Origin of the sequence: Chromohalobacter sp. HP20-39, from assembly GCF_033052815.1 — a bacterium.
Lineage (GTDB): Bacteria > Pseudomonadota > Gammaproteobacteria > Pseudomonadales > Halomonadaceae > Chromohalobacter.
The window spans coordinates 586,174-601,179 of sequence record NZ_JAWHTP010000002.1 but is presented as its reverse complement, the minus strand read 5'-3'; the positions used below and the strand labels follow the sequence as shown (position 1 = coordinate 601,179).

Sequence of the window (15,006 nt, the reverse complement as noted above, 5' to 3'; positions counted from 1 at the left end):
GGGCCCATCTTTTGAGCCTCCTATGCATAAAAAACCGCCCCCATGGCAGACCATGGGGGCGGTTTTTCTTCCCGCTTCCGGCTTTCAGCTTGCCAGAGGCTTACGACTCGGGTTCAGTTACTTCCGCCTCGAAAGCCGCTTTTTCTTCCGCGGTAATTTCCTTGATGGAAAGCTTCACACGGTTGCGGTTATCGATGTCGAGTACCTTGACGATGACGTCCTGACCCTCGCTGAGATAGTCGCGCACGTCGTTGACACGCTCGGGGACGATCTGCGAAATATGCACCAGCCCGTCGGTACCCGGCATGAAGGTGACGAAAGCACCAAAGTCGGTGATGCGTGCCACCTTGCCGCGATAGAGCTTGCCGATCTCAGGCTCGGCGGTGATCGCCAGCACGGTATCGATCGCCGCCTTGGCAGCTGTCTTGTCCTCGGCGTAAATACGCACGGTACCATCGTCGTCGAGATCGATGGAGGCACCGGTATCGTCGCAAATCTTGCGAATGGTCGCGCCACCCTTGCCGATCACATCACGGATCTTGTCCGGATCGATCTTGATCGTGGCCATCGAGGGGGCATTGTCGGACACTTCGCTACGGCTCTGGCCAATGACGGTGTTCATCTGCTCGAGGATATGCAGGCGCGCTGCGTGAGCTTGCTGCAGCGCGGTCTCCATGATCTCTTCGTTGATGCCCTCGATCTTGATATCCATCTGCAGCGCGGTCACGCCGTTCACGGAACCCGCAACCTTGAAGTCCATATCACCCAGGTGGTCCTCGTCACCGAGGATATCGGTCAACACCGCGAAGCCATCGTCGTCCTTGACCAGACCCATGGCGATACCCGCCACCGGGGCCTTGAGCGGGACGCCGGCATCCATGAGCGCCAAGGAGGAGCCACACACTGACGCCATGGAACTGGAGCCGTTGGACTCGGTGATCTCGGACACCACACGAATGGTGTAGGGGAAGTCTTCCTCGCTGGGCAGCATGGCCTGCACACCACGACGCGCGAGGCGTCCATGGCCAATCTCGCGGCGTTTGGGACCGCCCATGAAACCAGCTTCGCCGACGCTGTAGGGAGGGAAGTTGTAGTGCAACAGGAAACGGTCCTTGCGCTCACCTTCCAGCGACTCGATCAACTGCGCATCTCGCAGCGTCCCTAGCGTGGCAACCACGACTGCCTGGGTCTCGCCACGCGTGAACACCGCCGAGCCATGCGTCTTGGGCAGATTACCGACCTCGATCGCCAGCGGGCGCACGGTCTTGTGATCGCGGCCATCGATACGCGGCTCGCCTCTGATCACACGTGAACGCACCACCCGCTTCTCGAGGCCGGCGAAGGCGCTCTTGACCTCGTCCGCGTCGAACTGGCCCTGCTCTTCATCAGCCAGTTGCGCGACCGCTTCGCCCTTCAACGCCGACAAGGCATCCTGACGCGCCATCTTGTCGGTAATACGGTAAGCCTCACCCACCTTGGCTTCGAAGCCAGACGCCAGGGTCTCTTTCAAGGTGGTGTTCTCGGTAGCGGGCTGCCAATCCCAACGCGGCTTGCCAGCCTCGGCGGTCAACTCGTTGATTGCGGCGATCGCGACCTGCATTTCCTGATGGCCGTAAAGCACTGCACCGAGCATTTCATCCTCGAGCAGCTCGTTGGCCTCGGACTCGACCATCAGCACGGCTTTCTCGGTGCCGGCCACGACCATGTTCAACTCTGAACTGCCGAGCTCTTCCACCGTCGGGTTGAGGAAATAGCCATTGTCTTCGGTGAAGCCAACGCGCGCGGCAGCGATCGGGCCATTGAAGGGGACCCCGGAGATAGCCAACGCTGCGGACGTACCCAGCATCGCCGCGATATCCGGGTCATGATTGCGGTCGGTGGAAAGCACCGTGCACACGACCTGCACTTCGTTCATGAATCCTTTGGGGAACAACGGGCGGATCGGCCGATCGATCAAACGCGAGGTGAGAGTTTCCTTCTCGGTGGGACGTCCTTCACGCTTGAAGAAACCACCGGGGATCTTGCCCACAGCGTAGGTCTTTTCCTGATAATGGACAGAAAGCGGGAAAAAGGGTTGAGCGGGGTTGGCGTCTTTCTTGGCCACCACGGTGCATAGCACCACAGTGTCGTCCATGGTGACCATCACGGCACCGGTAGCCTGTCGGGCAATACGGCCCGTTTCCAGGGTGACGGTACTGCGACCGTACTGAAACGTTTTCTTGACCGGGTTCACGGCAATGTCCTTAACTTTTCTCATGTATGGGTCGTCTAGACTCGGCGACCATTTTAGGAGGTCACGCGCCACGGGGCCACTCATTACGACATGCGACGACGACCAAATAAAAAACGGGCAGCCCGAAGGACTGCCCGTTTCAAACAACCATGCGTCGGCGCTAGCGTGATTAAAGTCGCCGCGAACGTGGCAGGCGCGCAAGAAGCCATCATGGCCCCATGCTTGCCCCGTCGCGAGCGCGCTTTTCCTTAGCGACGCAGGCCGAGACGCTGGATCAGCGACTGATAGCGCTCGAAATCCTTGCGCTTCAGGTAATCCAGCAGCTTGCGACGCTGGTTGACCATGCGAATCAGACCACGGCGAGAGTGGTGATCCTGCTTGTTGATCTTGAAGTGATCCTGCAAGCCATCGATATTGGCGGATAGCAGGGCCACCTGAACTTCAGGGGAGCCGGTATCGCCTTCACCACGACCGTATTCGCTAACGATGGTGGCTTTCTGTTCAGCGGTCAGTGCCATTTCTCTCTCCAGTAAACAATATGCCTGAGCAATGAATGTCGGAGACCACGCATATTTGCAGTCTCCAGGTACTACCCGTGAAATACGGGCACCATGTCAAAGGCTGGCTAGCCTTCATGCATGCCAATAGGCTCGGCACGCCCCGGCGTACATGGCACTCGCCGGGTTTCACGCCTCACTCGTTGACGGGCGAGGCGGTATTTCGCAAGCGTCGCGGCGCGACCTCCCCCGGCGTCGTGACGCGCACGAGCCCCAAGAAAATACCATCATGATACAATCGCGCCGTCGCATCCGAGACCAACGCGCCAGTATCCACCCTGGCCCGCTGCCCATGTAGCAGTCGGTGCGATTCGATGGCCGCCACCTCAAGCGAAGGCACATGAGGCAACATTGCATCAAGGGGCAGTAACTGCGCCTGACGCGAGGGTCCGTCCAGTTGCTCGAGCGCCTCGAGATTGTGCATGGAATCGGCATCGAAGGGCCCGCTATGAAGCCGACGCAGGTACGTAATGTGCGCCCCGCACCCCAGTGCCTGACCGATGTCTTCAGCCAGAGTGCGGATGTAAGTACCCTTGCTGCAACGGACTTCGAGCTCGAAGCCTTCAGCCGCGCACGACAGCAGGCGCATATCATAAACCTTCACGCGGCGCGACGCACGCTCGACCTGCTTGCCTTCGCGAGCCAGCTCGTACAGCGGACGCCCCTGATGCTTGAGCGCCGAATACATCGGCGGCACCTGCTCGATGTCCCCCCGAAACCGTGCCAGTACGGCTTCGATGTCGCATTCGGCAAACGCCGGCACCGGATGACGCTCGACCAGCGAGCCTTCGGCATCCCCGGTGTCGGTCATCTCGCCTAGCCTGACCCATGTACGATACGTCTTGTCGGCATCGAGCAGATAGGCGGAGAACTTCGTCGCCTCGCCAAAGCAAATCGGTAGCAAGCCGGTCGCCATGGGATCCAGCGTACCGGTATGGCCGGCTTTTTGCGCCTCGTACAGACGACGCACCTGCTGCAAGGCACGGTTCGACGATATGCCCTGAGCCTTATCGAGCAGCAGCACGCCATCTACCGGCAGGCCACGACGACGTCGCGCCATCAACGTACCTCGTCTTCGTCTTCTTCATCGCCGTGGCGGCGACGATCATCGGCGACCGCCTCATCGATCAACGACGACAGACGCTGACCGCGCACGACGCTTTCATCATAATGAAAGCGTAGCTCCGGCACATGCCGAAGCTTGACACGATTGGCGATCTGACTGCGCAGGAAACCCCGTGCATGACGCAGCACCTTGAGGTTTTCATCGATGCGCGTGGCATCGTTCTCACCCAGCAGCGTGATGTAGATATCGGCATAGCCCAGATCGCGACTGACCGTCACCGCACTGACGGTGACCATCCCCAGGCGCGGATCCTTGATCTCACGCTGGATGAGGACAGCCAACTCCTGCTGCAGTTGATCGGCCACGCGATCGGTACGTTTGAATTCGCGCATCGTTATCTCCCGCGATTCGCCACTCGGATGGCGGACGACACGTCGTCCGCCATACGTTACAGGCTACGCTCGACCTTGACCTGATCGAAGACCTCGATCTTGTCGCCGACCTGAACGTCGTTATAGTTCTTGACGCCGATACCGCATTCCATACCGCTGCGGACCTCGCCAAGATCATCCTTGTAGCGACGCAGGGATTCCAGCTCGCCTTCGTAGATGACGACGTTCTCACGCAGTACGCGAATCCGCTTGTGACGATGCACGGTGCCTTCGACGACCATGCAGCCTGCCACGGCACCGATCTTGGGCGCCCGGAACACCTCGCGCACTTCGGCCACACCGACGATCTCTTCTTTCCACTCCGGCGCCAGCATGCCACTCATGGCCTGCTTGACCTCGTCGATGAGGTGATAGATCACGCTGTAATAGCGCAGATCCAAGCCTTCCCGTTCGACGATTTCCCGCGCGGACACATCGGCACGCACGTTGAAACCGACCAGAATGGCGTCACTGGCCACCGCCAGGTTGGCATCGGTGCCGGTGATACCGCCGACACCAGAGGACACGACCGCGACCTTGACCTCGTCGGTGGAGAGTTCTTCCAGGGCGCCACGAATCGCTTCCAAGGAGCCTTGCACATCGACCTTGAGGACGATGTTGACCTTGGCCACTTCGTCTTGGCCCATCTGGCTGAACATGTTCTCCAGCTTGGCCTTCTGCTGACGAGCCAGACGCACTTCGCGGTACTTGCCCTGACGGAAGTTGGCGACTTCACGTGCCTTCTTCTCGTCGGCCACGACGATGAACTCGTCACCGGCTTCGGGCGTACCATCGAGGCCCTGAATCTCGACCGGCATGGCCGGGCCGACCTCTTCCACGCGTGTGCCGGTTTCATTGACCAGCGCGCGAACGCGACCATAGTGCAAACCAGCCAGGACGATATCGCCCCGCTTGAGCGTGCCGTTCTGTACCAGCACGGTCGCCACCGGACCACGGCCCTTGTCCAACTGGGATTCGACGACGACGCCCTTGGCCGGTGCGTCCGGCACCGCCTTGAGCTCGAGCACCTCAGAGACCAGTAGTACCGCCTCGAGCAATGCATCGATACCGTCACCGGTCTTGGCCGAGACATGTACGAACTGCGTATCGCCGCCCCATTCTTCAGAGATGACACCGTGCTGGGACAGCTCATTGCGAATGCGGTCGAAATCCGCGCCTTCCTTGTCGACCTTGTTGACCGCAACCACCATCGGCACGCCGGCCGCCTTGGCATGCTCGATCGCCTCAACGGTCTGTGGCATGACCCCATCGTCGGCCGCGACCACCAGGATGACCACATCAGTCGCCTGGGCACCGCGCGCACGCATGGCGGTGAACGCCGCGTGGCCCGGAGTATCGAGGAAGGTCACGCCACCGTGCCGGTCCTCTACGTGGTAAGCGCCGATATGCTGGGTGATGCCACCGGCCTCACCGGTCGCGACCTTGGTGCGGCGAATGAAGTCGAGCAGCGAGGTCTTGCCGTGATCGACGTGGCCCATCACCGTGACGACCGGTGCACGCGTAATTTCGTCGCCTTCGTAGGAGATGGCCTCGAGTACTTCCGTCTCCAGCGCATCGTCCTTGACCAGCTTGGGCTTGTGGCCCATCTCTTCGACGACGATGGCCGCCGTGTCCTGGTCGATGGTCTGGTTGATAGTCACCGCCGCACCCATGGTGAACATCGCCTTGATGACCTCGTTGGCCTTGATCGACATCTTGTCGGCCAACTCGGCGACGCTGATCGACTCGGGGATGCCGACTTCGCGCACGATGGGCTGCGTGGGCTTCTGGAAACCATGCTGGTTATCGCGACCACCACCGCGACGACCGCCACGACGCTCGGAACGCTTGGCTTTCTTGGCGTTGCCACGGCGACGTTCGCTGCGATCGCGACGCTCGTCATCGTCATCACGACCGCCTTTGCGGCCACGCTCGGTTTCTTTCTTGTGATGCGTCTGACCACGCCGATTCGGTGTACGCGGCTCCTTCGGCGGCGCCTCCACGTAGGGCTCGCTCGTGGTTTCCGGTGCCGCGATCTCCTCGGGCACGGGAACTTCCGGCGTGCTTGGCGTCTCGCTTTCGGCTGGCTTGGCGGTCTCGGCTTCCTGAGATTCCTGCGCTTTCGCTCGTGCAGCCTCTTCGGCAGCGGCCTGTTCTGCCTTAGCGGCTTCGGCAGCTTCGGCGGCCTGAGCCTGCTTGGCATCCGCCATATCACCGACCAACTGGCGCGGACCAGATTCTTCAGCCGGTGCTTCTTCGGCCTGCTCTGGCTCACGCTTGACGTAAGTGCGCTTCTTGCGCACCTGCACGTCGATGGCCTTGCCCCGACCATCGCCCGAGCGAATGCGACTCTTGGTATTGCGCGTCAGCGTCACGCGGTTCTTCGTCGCGCCGCTGTCCCCACCATGGCTACGCGTCAGGTGTTCGAGAAGGCGCTGCTTGTCCTCCTCGGATACCGCATCGCCTTCGGCCTTATGGGAGAGACCTGCTTCTTGCATCTGCTCCAGCAGACGGGACACATCGCGCCCCACCTTGCTGGCAAAATCCTTAACGGTCATGTCTGACATTACGACCCTCCTGAGCCCGTGACCAGATTACTGTTCGCTCTCGAACCAAGGCGCACGAGCGGTCATTATCAGCGCCGCGGCGCGCTCTTCGTCCACATCGTCGATGTCCTTGAGATCATCGATGGACTGCTCGGCCAAGTCCTCGCGAGTGACGATGCCTCGACTGGCGAGCGTGAATGCCAAGTGACGTTCCATGCCCTCCATTTCAAGGAGGTCGTCGTCGGGCTGCGCGCCATCCAGCGCCTCTTCGGAGGCAATGGCCAGCGTCAGCAATTCGTCCTTGGCTCGAGCGCGCAGCGTCTCGATCAGTGCTTCATCCAATTCCTCGATTTCGAGCAACTCTTCAAGCGGCACGTAGGCCAGCTCTTCGAGCGAGGTAAACCCCTCCTCGACGAGTAGACGCGCCAGTTCCTCGTCGACTTCGAGGTGATTGATGAAGTACTCGATCAGGCTGTCGATTTCTTGCTCGCGCTTGCCTTCGGCCTCTTCTTCGGTCATCACGTTGAGCGTCCAGCCTGTCAGCTCGGAAGCCAAGCGAACGTTCTGGCCGCTGCGGCCGATGGCCTGCGCCAGGTTATCCTCGGCAACGGCGACATCCATGGAGTGGGCATCTTCGTCGACGAGAATTGAGCCGACTTCCGCAGGCGCCATGGCGTTGATCACCAATTGCGCCGGGTTGTCGTCCCAGGTGATGATGTCCACGCGCTCATTACGCAGCTCGTTGGACACCGCTTGCACGCGCGATCCACGCATGCCGACACACGCACCGACCGGGTCGATACGCTTATCATTGGTCTTCACCGCGATCTTGGCACGTGCGCCCGGATCGCGCGCCGCGCCCTTGATCTCGATCAGTTGCTCGGCGATCTCAGGCACTTCGATCTTGAAGAGCTCGACGATCATTTCGGGACGCGTACGCGTCAAGATCAACTGCGAGCCACGCGCCTCGGCATCGACCTTCCATAGCAGAGCACGGACCCGCTCGTTCATACGATATCGTTCGCCAGGAATCATCTCACTGCGTGGCAGGAACGCCTCGGCGTTCTCTCCCAGATCGACCACCAGACCTTCACGCGTGGTCTTCTTGACGATGCCCGCCACCAATTCGCCTTCACGCTCGGCGTATTGCCGCACGACCTCGGCCCGCTCGGCTTCGCGTACCTTCTGTACGATGACCTGCTTGGCGGTCTGGGCGGCGATGCGCCCGAAGGCCACCGACTCGACTTGCTCCTCGACCACATCGCCGAGGGCCAACGGCGGGTCGCGATGCGCGGCCTCGGAGAACGGGATCTCGCTGTCCGGATTCTCGAACGCCTCGTCATCGACGACAGTCCAACGACGAAACGTATCGTATTCGCCGCTGACACGGTCGATCTTGACGCGGGTGCTCACTTCCTGACCGTCGAAACGCTTGCGCGATGCACTCGCCAGCGCTGACTCCACGGCCTCGAAGATCACTTCTCGCGGCACCCCCTTCTCGTTCGAGATCGCATCCACGACCAGCAGAATCTCTTTACTCATGCCTATGCCTCGCAGAAAAGCTGTCCTTAATTATCGAACTGAGGCACCACCCGCGCCTGCTCGATGCTTTCGATGGGAAAGCAATACTCTTGTCCGTCGAGATGCAGCAAAATCTCGTCGCCCTCGACGCCGGCCAGTTGGCCCTGAAACTTGCGACGCCCTTCGAAAGGCGTACTCAACTTCAGCTTGACGTGGCTACCCTTGAAACTCGCGAATTGCTCGAGCGTGAACAAAGGGCGATCCATCCCCGGTGAAGACACCTCCAATCGGTATTCTCCCGCGATGGGGTCTTCCACATCCAGCACGCCACTGACCTGACGGCTGATAGATGCGCAGTCATCCACGGTCACGCCCTCGGCGTTCTCGATATAGATGACCAATCGGGAGTGTTTACCCTGGGCAAGGTAGTCGATTCCCCAGAGCTCGAAACCCATGGCCGTCACGACCGGCTCGATGAGCGCTTTCAGTGCAGCGTCCTTGTTTGCCACAGACAGAGGCTCCCACTAGCAGTTGCATCAGGCACCTGACCAGGAGTAAAGAGGAAAGCTAGGTGGCTGATTGGCGTTATCGTCGCAAGTGATAACAAAAAGCCCCTTCATAGGAAGGGGCCTTTCGTAAAAAACTTGGTAGCGGGGGCCGGATTTGAACCGACGACCTTCGGGTTATGAGCCCGACGAGCTACCAGACTGCTCCACCCCGCATCAATGGCTGACGATTATACTGATCGCCTCTTGTAAGGTCAAGGCGCCCAACTATCGTCATAATTTTGCCAATCTCTAATTGGGTCAATAGCTTACATCGACTCAATTTGGTGCCGAAGGCGGGACTTGAACCCGCACGACCATGAGGTCACTACCCCCTCAAGATAGCGTGTCTACCAATTCCACCACTTCGGCAACAGGGGCCAGGCTACCGCGACACAAGACACTAGGTACCTTTCGTATGCATCGCTTCACCTGCTACCACTCATCAAGCACCAGTCTTTGTGTTTCACTGATCAACTCGATGAGCTAACTCAATGACGACGTTGAATTTATTCGCCGCCGTCCTCGAGCACTGGCGCTGCATTCTGCTCGCTTTGTTGCTCTTCGTCAATAGATGGCGAGGATTTTTGTTGCTCGATGACCTGCGCATCAGGCACGCCTTCCTGCGGCGCATCCCCCTCCTGAGAGACCAAGTACGCCAGGCCTAGCGACGTCGCGAAGAAAACCGCCGCTAGAACGCCCGTCAATTTGGCGAGAAAGCTACCGCTGCCTTGCGACCCGAAGACCGTTTGCGAAGCACCGCCCCCGAAGGACGCACCGGCATCGGCCCCCTTGCCTTGCTGTAGCAACACCAATACCACCAGGGCAATGGCGATCACCACATGAACCAACAACACCCCAATATACATCGCGCTACCTTGCTGAATGACAAATGGCTAGAAAATCGTCGACCTTGAGCGAAGCGCCGCCCACCAGGCCGCCGTCGATATCCGGCTGCGCCAGCAACTCGGCCGCGTTGGCCGCGCTCATGCTACCGCCGTAAAGCAACCGCATTGCCTGAGCCAGACCGGGATCGAAACCGGCCTGGTACTCGCGAATAGCGGCCATGACGTCCTGCGCCTGCTCAGGCGTCGCCGTACGTCCCGTGCCGATGGCCCACACCGGCTCGTAAGCGATCGTCACTCGAGCACGCTGTTCGGGTTCGAGGGGGGCCAACGCATGGCCGACCTGGCGCAACACGACATCAAAGGTATGCCCTGCATCGCGTTCCTCGAGCGTCTCACCGACGCACAAAATCGGCTGAATACCGACATTCAATGCAGCCAGCAAGCGGTCATAGACATCATCATCGGTTTCACGATAAAGCGCCCGCCGCTCCGAATGACCGACGAGCACATAGTCGACACTGAACTCTTTGAGCATATGCCCACTGACCTCGCCAGTGTGCGCGCCAGCATGCGAGGGATTGAGCGTCTGTGCGCCAAGTTGCACGGATACGTCGGCCAACGCGCGACGCGCCGCATCAAGATAAGGGAATGGCGGCACTACGACGACGTCCAGCGAATCGGGAAGCGCGGCGTCGGCAAAGGCACGGCCGAACGCATCCACCAGCGCGTGCGAGCCGTTCATCTTCCAATTGCCCGCGATCAGCGGCGTGCGCATAGAACAGTCCTCCGAATGGAGCGCCATGGTATAGGAGGCGTATTGACAACACAATATGCGCGCCTCAGCGCGCCATTTGCCCCTCGATATCATCCGCGATGCGCTTAGCCAGCGCGTCAACATCGAAATGGGGCCGCCCTTCAACCATGATCCGGATCAAGGGCTCGGTGCCCGAAGGCCGTAACAGCACACGCCCTTCGTCGCCCAGCTCTGCCTCGACTGAGGCAACGGCATGACGTACCTGCTCATTGGCCAGCAGCGCCTCGTTGTCGACATTGGAGGGCAGGCGTACGTTGATCAACGCTTGCGGCGCTTTCTCGAAACCCTTGAGCAGGCCCGACAGCGACGATGACTCGCGCACCATGATCGCCAGCACCTGAAGCGCAGACACAATCCCATCTCCGGTCGACTGTACATGGCCGCAGACAATATGCCCGGAGGACTCACCCCCCAACTGCCAGCCGTTAGCTGCCAAGCGCTCCATCACATAACGGTCGCCGACTTTGGCCCGCTCAAAGGGAATACCCAAGGCCTCCAGCGCGGCCGCAAGACCAAAATTGGACATCAGCGTGCCGACCACGCCGCCGCCTAGCATATCGCGCATCTTCCGGTCGCGAGCAATCAGATAAAGAATATCGTCGCCGTCGACCTCATGCCCCTCGGCATCAACGAGAATCACCCGGTCGCCATCGCCATCCAGTGCCATGCCGAGATCGGCGCCACGCTCAATCACCGTCGCGCGCAAGGCGTCGGGATGCGTGGACCCCACACCCTGGTTGATATTGAGCCCATCCGGATCGACGCCGATCAAGCTGACCTCGGCGCCCAGTTCGCGCAACACACTGGGCGCGATGTGGTAGGTTGCGCCATGCGCGCAATCGAGCACTACCTTCAGGCCTTCCAGCGTCAGACGGTCAGGCACCGTGGACTTGCAGAATTCGATGTAGCGTCCCGCGGCATCCGAGATACGCAGCGCCTTGCCCAAGGCCGCCGGCGCGACCGTGGATAGCGGCTGCTCGAGCTGTGCCTCGATCTCCTCCTCGACGGCATCGGCAAGTTTGACGCCCTCGGCGGAGAAGAACTTGATGCCGTTATCCTGAAACGGATTGTGCGACGCAGAAATGACGATTCCCGCATCGGCACGGAACGTCCGCGTCAGGTACGCGATACCCGGCGTGGGCATCGGCCCCAACAAGGATACGTCGACCCCTGCTGCCGATAGTCCCGCTTCCAGCGCGGATTCGAACATGTAACCCGATATCCGCGTATCCTTGCCGATCAACACTTTGGCGCGCGACTTGCGCCCTGTGTGACGCGACAGTACTCGACCCATCGCCCAGCCCAACTTCAATACGAAATCGGCAGTAATGGGAGGCTCTCCCACCGTGCCGCGAATACCATCGGTTCCAAAATAGCGTCGTGTCATGCGTCGGTGCCTTCCTTTAGCACTGCCCAAGTCATATTGACCGCATCCACCGTCGGCCCCACATCGTGGACGCGCACGATACGCGCCCCACGCTCCACCGCCATCGTGGCGAGCGCCAACCCCCCCGGCAGGCGCTCCTCGACGGGGCGCGCCAGCACTTTGCCAATCATACTCTTACGTGACATACCAGCCAGTATGGGGAGCCCAAAATCAGTCAATGGTTGCATACGATTCAGCAAGCGCAGGTTATGTTCGACACGCTTGCCGAAACCAAAGCCCGGGTCGAGAACCAACTGGTCGCGCCGAACTCCCGCCGCCTCGCATTCGGCGATACGCGCCTCAAGGAACGTGGCCACCGCTTCCTCGATCGGTGCCTCGTAATGCGGCGCCCGCTGCATGTCGGTGGGCTCACCCAGCATATGCATCACGCACACCGGCAGACCGCTCGCCGCCGCAGCCTGCAGCGCGCCGGGCCAGCGCAGACTGCGCACGTCATTGATCATGCCCGCGCCTCGTGACGCCGCCTCCCGCATCACTTCACCGCGACTGGTATCCAGCGACACCAATGCATCCAACTCGTTGGCCAAACGCTCCACCACCGGCAGCACGCGATCCAGCTCTTCCTGAAGCGGCACCGGGGAAGCACCGGGACGTGTCGACTCGCCACCGATATCGATGATCGCCGCCCCCTCGGCCAGCATGGACTCGGCGTGCCGCAGGGCCTCGTCCAACGTATTATGGCGACCACCATCGGAAAACGAATCCGGCGTGACGTTGAGGATTCCCATGACACGGGGGTACGAAAGGTCGAGCTGATGGCGCCCACAGCGTAACTGCGTGGGCATGGCGTATCGGTCTTGCATGATCAGGGCCGTTGCAACGTCAAACTTCTACCTTACCATGCAGCGATCGGAGTGTAAGCACGCTCCAAACGCCAACGGGCGCCGCATAGCGGCGCCCGTTGGAAGATGGCACAAAATTGATATTAGTGGCCGGCCGGCCCACCCAACGGGTCCGAGGGACGCCGCCTCGCATCGTCATCTTCGTCAATGCTGGTGTCGGGATCTTCCTCCGACGCTCCTACAGGCTGTCCCGACCCAGAGGTCGGTCCATTGTCGTCCCAATCTTCGGGGGGACGCGGTTTGCGACCTTCCATGATCTCGCGGATCTGATTAGCGTCGATAGTCTCGTATTGCATCAACGACTCAGCCATTAGATCCAGCTTATCGCGATTGTCTTCGAGGATCTGACGCGCCTTGGTATAGCATTCGTCGATGATGCGACGTACTTCCTTGTCGAGTCGCGTCGTGGTCTCGCCAGATTTGAGCTTACCACCCTGACCAGGACCACCCAGGAACTGATGCGACTCGTCCTCGTCGTACATCAGCGGCCCCATCTCCTCGGAGAGGCCCCACTTGGCGACCATGTTATGGGCCAACTCGGTGGCGCGCTTGATGTCGTTGGACGCACCCGTGGTGACACCGTTCGGTCCTAGCGTCATTTCCTCGGCGAGACGACCGCCAAACAACGAGCATATCTGGCTGATGATCTGTTGCCGGGAAAGGCTATACCGGTCTTCTTCCGGCAGGAACATCGTCACGCCCAGCGCACGGCCGCGCGGGATGATCGTCACCTTGTAGACGGGATCATGCTCGGGCATCAACAGCCCGATGATCGCATGCCCCGACTCGTGATACGCAGTGTTGCTCTTTTCCTTCTCGGACATGGCCATCGAGCGCTTCTCGGCACCCATCAGAATCTTGTCCTTGGCCATCTCGAGCTCGTCCATGCCCACCAGACGCTTGTTGCGGCGCGCCGCGAACAACGCCGCCTCATTAACCAAGTTGGACAGATCGGCGCCTGAAAAGCCCGGCGTACCGCGAGCGATGAAGCTAGGCTGAACATCGTCGCCCAGCGGCACCTTGCGCAGATGCACACCCAGAATATGCTCACGCCCACGAATATCGGGCAGCCCCACCACGACCTGACGATCGAAACGTCCCGGCCGCGTCAACGCGGGGTCAAGCACATCGGGGCGGTTGGTCGCGGCGATGACGATAATGCCCTCGTTGGCCTCGAAACCGTCCATCTCGACCAGCAACTGGTTAAGCGTCTGCTCGCGCTCGTCGTTGCCGCCCCCCATGCCGGCACCACGCGAACGCCCGACGGCATCGATTTCGTCGATGAAAATGATGCACGGCGCCTGCTTCTTGGCTTGCTCGAACATGTCACGGACACGCGACGCCCCTACACCAACGAACATCTCCACGAAGTCGGACCCCGAGATCGAGAAGAACGGTACCTTGGCCTCGCCAGCGATTGACCGAGCCAACAACGTCTTACCAGTACCCGGCGGTCCCACCATCAGGACACCTCGAGGAATCTGCCCACCCAGTCGCTGGAACTTGCTGGGGTCCTTGAGGAAATCGACGAGCTCTTCGACCTCTTCCTTGGCCTCGTCACACCCCGCCACATCAGCGAAGGTAGTCTTGATCTGGTCTTGGGTAAGGAGCTTGGCCTTGGACTTACCAAAGCTCATCGGCCCGCCTTTGCCGCCGGCGCCTCCCTGCATTTGACGCATGAAGAAGATGAAGATCGCCAGAATGATCAGTATCGGGAAGCTGGCCACGAGCAGGCGCGTCCATAGACTCTGCTCCTCGGGCTTCTTGCCCACCACTGTGACGTCATTCGCCAGCAGATCGTCCATCAGCTTGGGATCTTGCGCTGCGGGCCTGATGGTCTGGAACTTCGTACCATCTTCGCGCACACCATTGATGGTGTACCCTGCGATCGTCACGCTGCGCACTTGGTCATTCTGCACTTGCTGGACGAATTGAGAGTAGCTCATCGTCTGAGGTGCGCTTTCGGTACTGAAATTGTTGAACACCGTCAGCAATACCGCCGCGATGACCAACCAGAGAATCAGGTTCTTCGCCATGTCGTTCAAGGGAATACCCTCATTGCATGCAACTGTCTGCCAAGCAGGACCATTATTCGGACACTACACCACACGAGGCGTTTCGACTACCAAGTCATTATGACTATCGAGCCGATGCAT

12 protein-coding genes and 2 tRNA genes are annotated in these 15,006 nt (G+C 60.1%); all 14 read right to left on the bottom strand.

Annotated elements, in window-relative coordinates:
* Positions 1-100 precede the first annotated feature (100 nt).
* Positions 101-2,233 carry a polyribonucleotide nucleotidyltransferase gene (pnp, locus tag RVY79_RS06335; RefSeq protein ID WP_317463244.1) on the bottom strand — a complete coding sequence of 711 codons (2,133 nt, stop codon included), beginning with the start codon at positions 2,231-2,233 and terminating at the stop codon, positions 101-103.
* A 248-nt stretch (positions 2,234-2,481) separates the two neighbouring features.
* Entirely contained in the window at positions 2,482-2,751 is a 270-nt protein-coding gene (gene rpsO, locus RVY79_RS06330) for a 30S ribosomal protein S15 (RefSeq protein ID WP_317463205.1), read from the bottom strand.
* A 175-nt stretch (positions 2,752-2,926) separates the two neighbouring features.
* Positions 2,927-3,850 carry a tRNA pseudouridine(55) synthase TruB gene (gene truB, locus RVY79_RS06325; RefSeq protein WP_317463204.1) on the bottom strand — a complete coding sequence of 308 codons (924 nt, stop codon included), beginning with the start codon at positions 3,848-3,850 and terminating at the stop codon, positions 2,927-2,929.
* Positions 3,850-4,248, bottom strand: coding sequence for a 30S ribosome-binding factor RbfA (gene rbfA, locus RVY79_RS06320; protein WP_317463203.1), 399 nt, complete (start codon positions 4,246-4,248; stop codon positions 3,850-3,852). The genes truB and rbfA overlap by 1 nt, the downstream gene beginning before the upstream one ends.
* Before the next feature lie 56 nt (positions 4,249-4,304).
* Complete coding sequence (infB, locus tag RVY79_RS06315; RefSeq protein WP_317463202.1) at positions 4,305-6,854, bottom strand: translation initiation factor IF-2; 2,550 nt, start codon at positions 6,852-6,854, stop codon at positions 4,305-4,307.
* A 27-nt stretch (positions 6,855-6,881) separates the two neighbouring features.
* A complete protein-coding gene (gene nusA, locus RVY79_RS06310; RefSeq protein ID WP_317463201.1) occupies positions 6,882-8,375 on the bottom strand; it encodes a transcription termination factor NusA in 1,494 nt (497 codons plus the stop codon).
* Positions 8,376-8,401: 26 nt separating this feature from the next.
* Entirely contained in the window at positions 8,402-8,863 is a 462-nt protein-coding gene (gene rimP / locus RVY79_RS06305; protein WP_317463200.1) for a ribosome maturation factor RimP, read from the bottom strand.
* A gap of 136 nt (positions 8,864-8,999) precedes the next feature.
* A tRNA-Met gene (locus tag RVY79_RS06300) sits at positions 9,000-9,076 on the bottom strand.
* A 108-nt stretch (positions 9,077-9,184) separates the two neighbouring features.
* Positions 9,185-9,271, bottom strand: a tRNA-Leu gene (locus RVY79_RS06295).
* A 137-nt stretch (positions 9,272-9,408) separates the two neighbouring features.
* On the bottom strand, positions 9,409-9,768 hold the full coding sequence (secG, locus tag RVY79_RS06290) for a preprotein translocase subunit SecG (RefSeq protein WP_317463199.1): 360 nt from the start codon (positions 9,766-9,768) through the stop codon (positions 9,409-9,411).
* A gap of 4 nt (positions 9,769-9,772) precedes the next feature.
* The gene (gene tpiA / locus RVY79_RS06285) at positions 9,773-10,522 is read right to left on the bottom strand and encodes a triose-phosphate isomerase (RefSeq protein ID WP_317463198.1); all 750 of its coding nucleotides are present in this window, start codon (positions 10,520-10,522) and stop codon (positions 9,773-9,775) included.
* A 64-nt stretch (positions 10,523-10,586) separates the two neighbouring features.
* A complete protein-coding gene (gene glmM / locus RVY79_RS06280) occupies positions 10,587-11,948 on the bottom strand; it encodes a phosphoglucosamine mutase (RefSeq protein WP_317463197.1) in 1,362 nt (453 codons plus the stop codon).
* Positions 11,945-12,736, bottom strand: coding sequence for a dihydropteroate synthase (gene folP, locus RVY79_RS06275; protein WP_317463243.1), 792 nt, complete (start codon positions 12,734-12,736; stop codon positions 11,945-11,947). The genes glmM and folP overlap by 4 nt, the downstream gene beginning before the upstream one ends.
* 197 nt (positions 12,737-12,933) lie before the next feature.
* On the bottom strand, positions 12,934-14,895 hold the full coding sequence (ftsH, locus tag RVY79_RS06270; protein ID WP_317463196.1) for an ATP-dependent zinc metalloprotease FtsH: 1,962 nt from the start codon (positions 14,893-14,895) through the stop codon (positions 12,934-12,936).
* Positions 14,896-15,006: the final 111 nt, after the last annotated feature.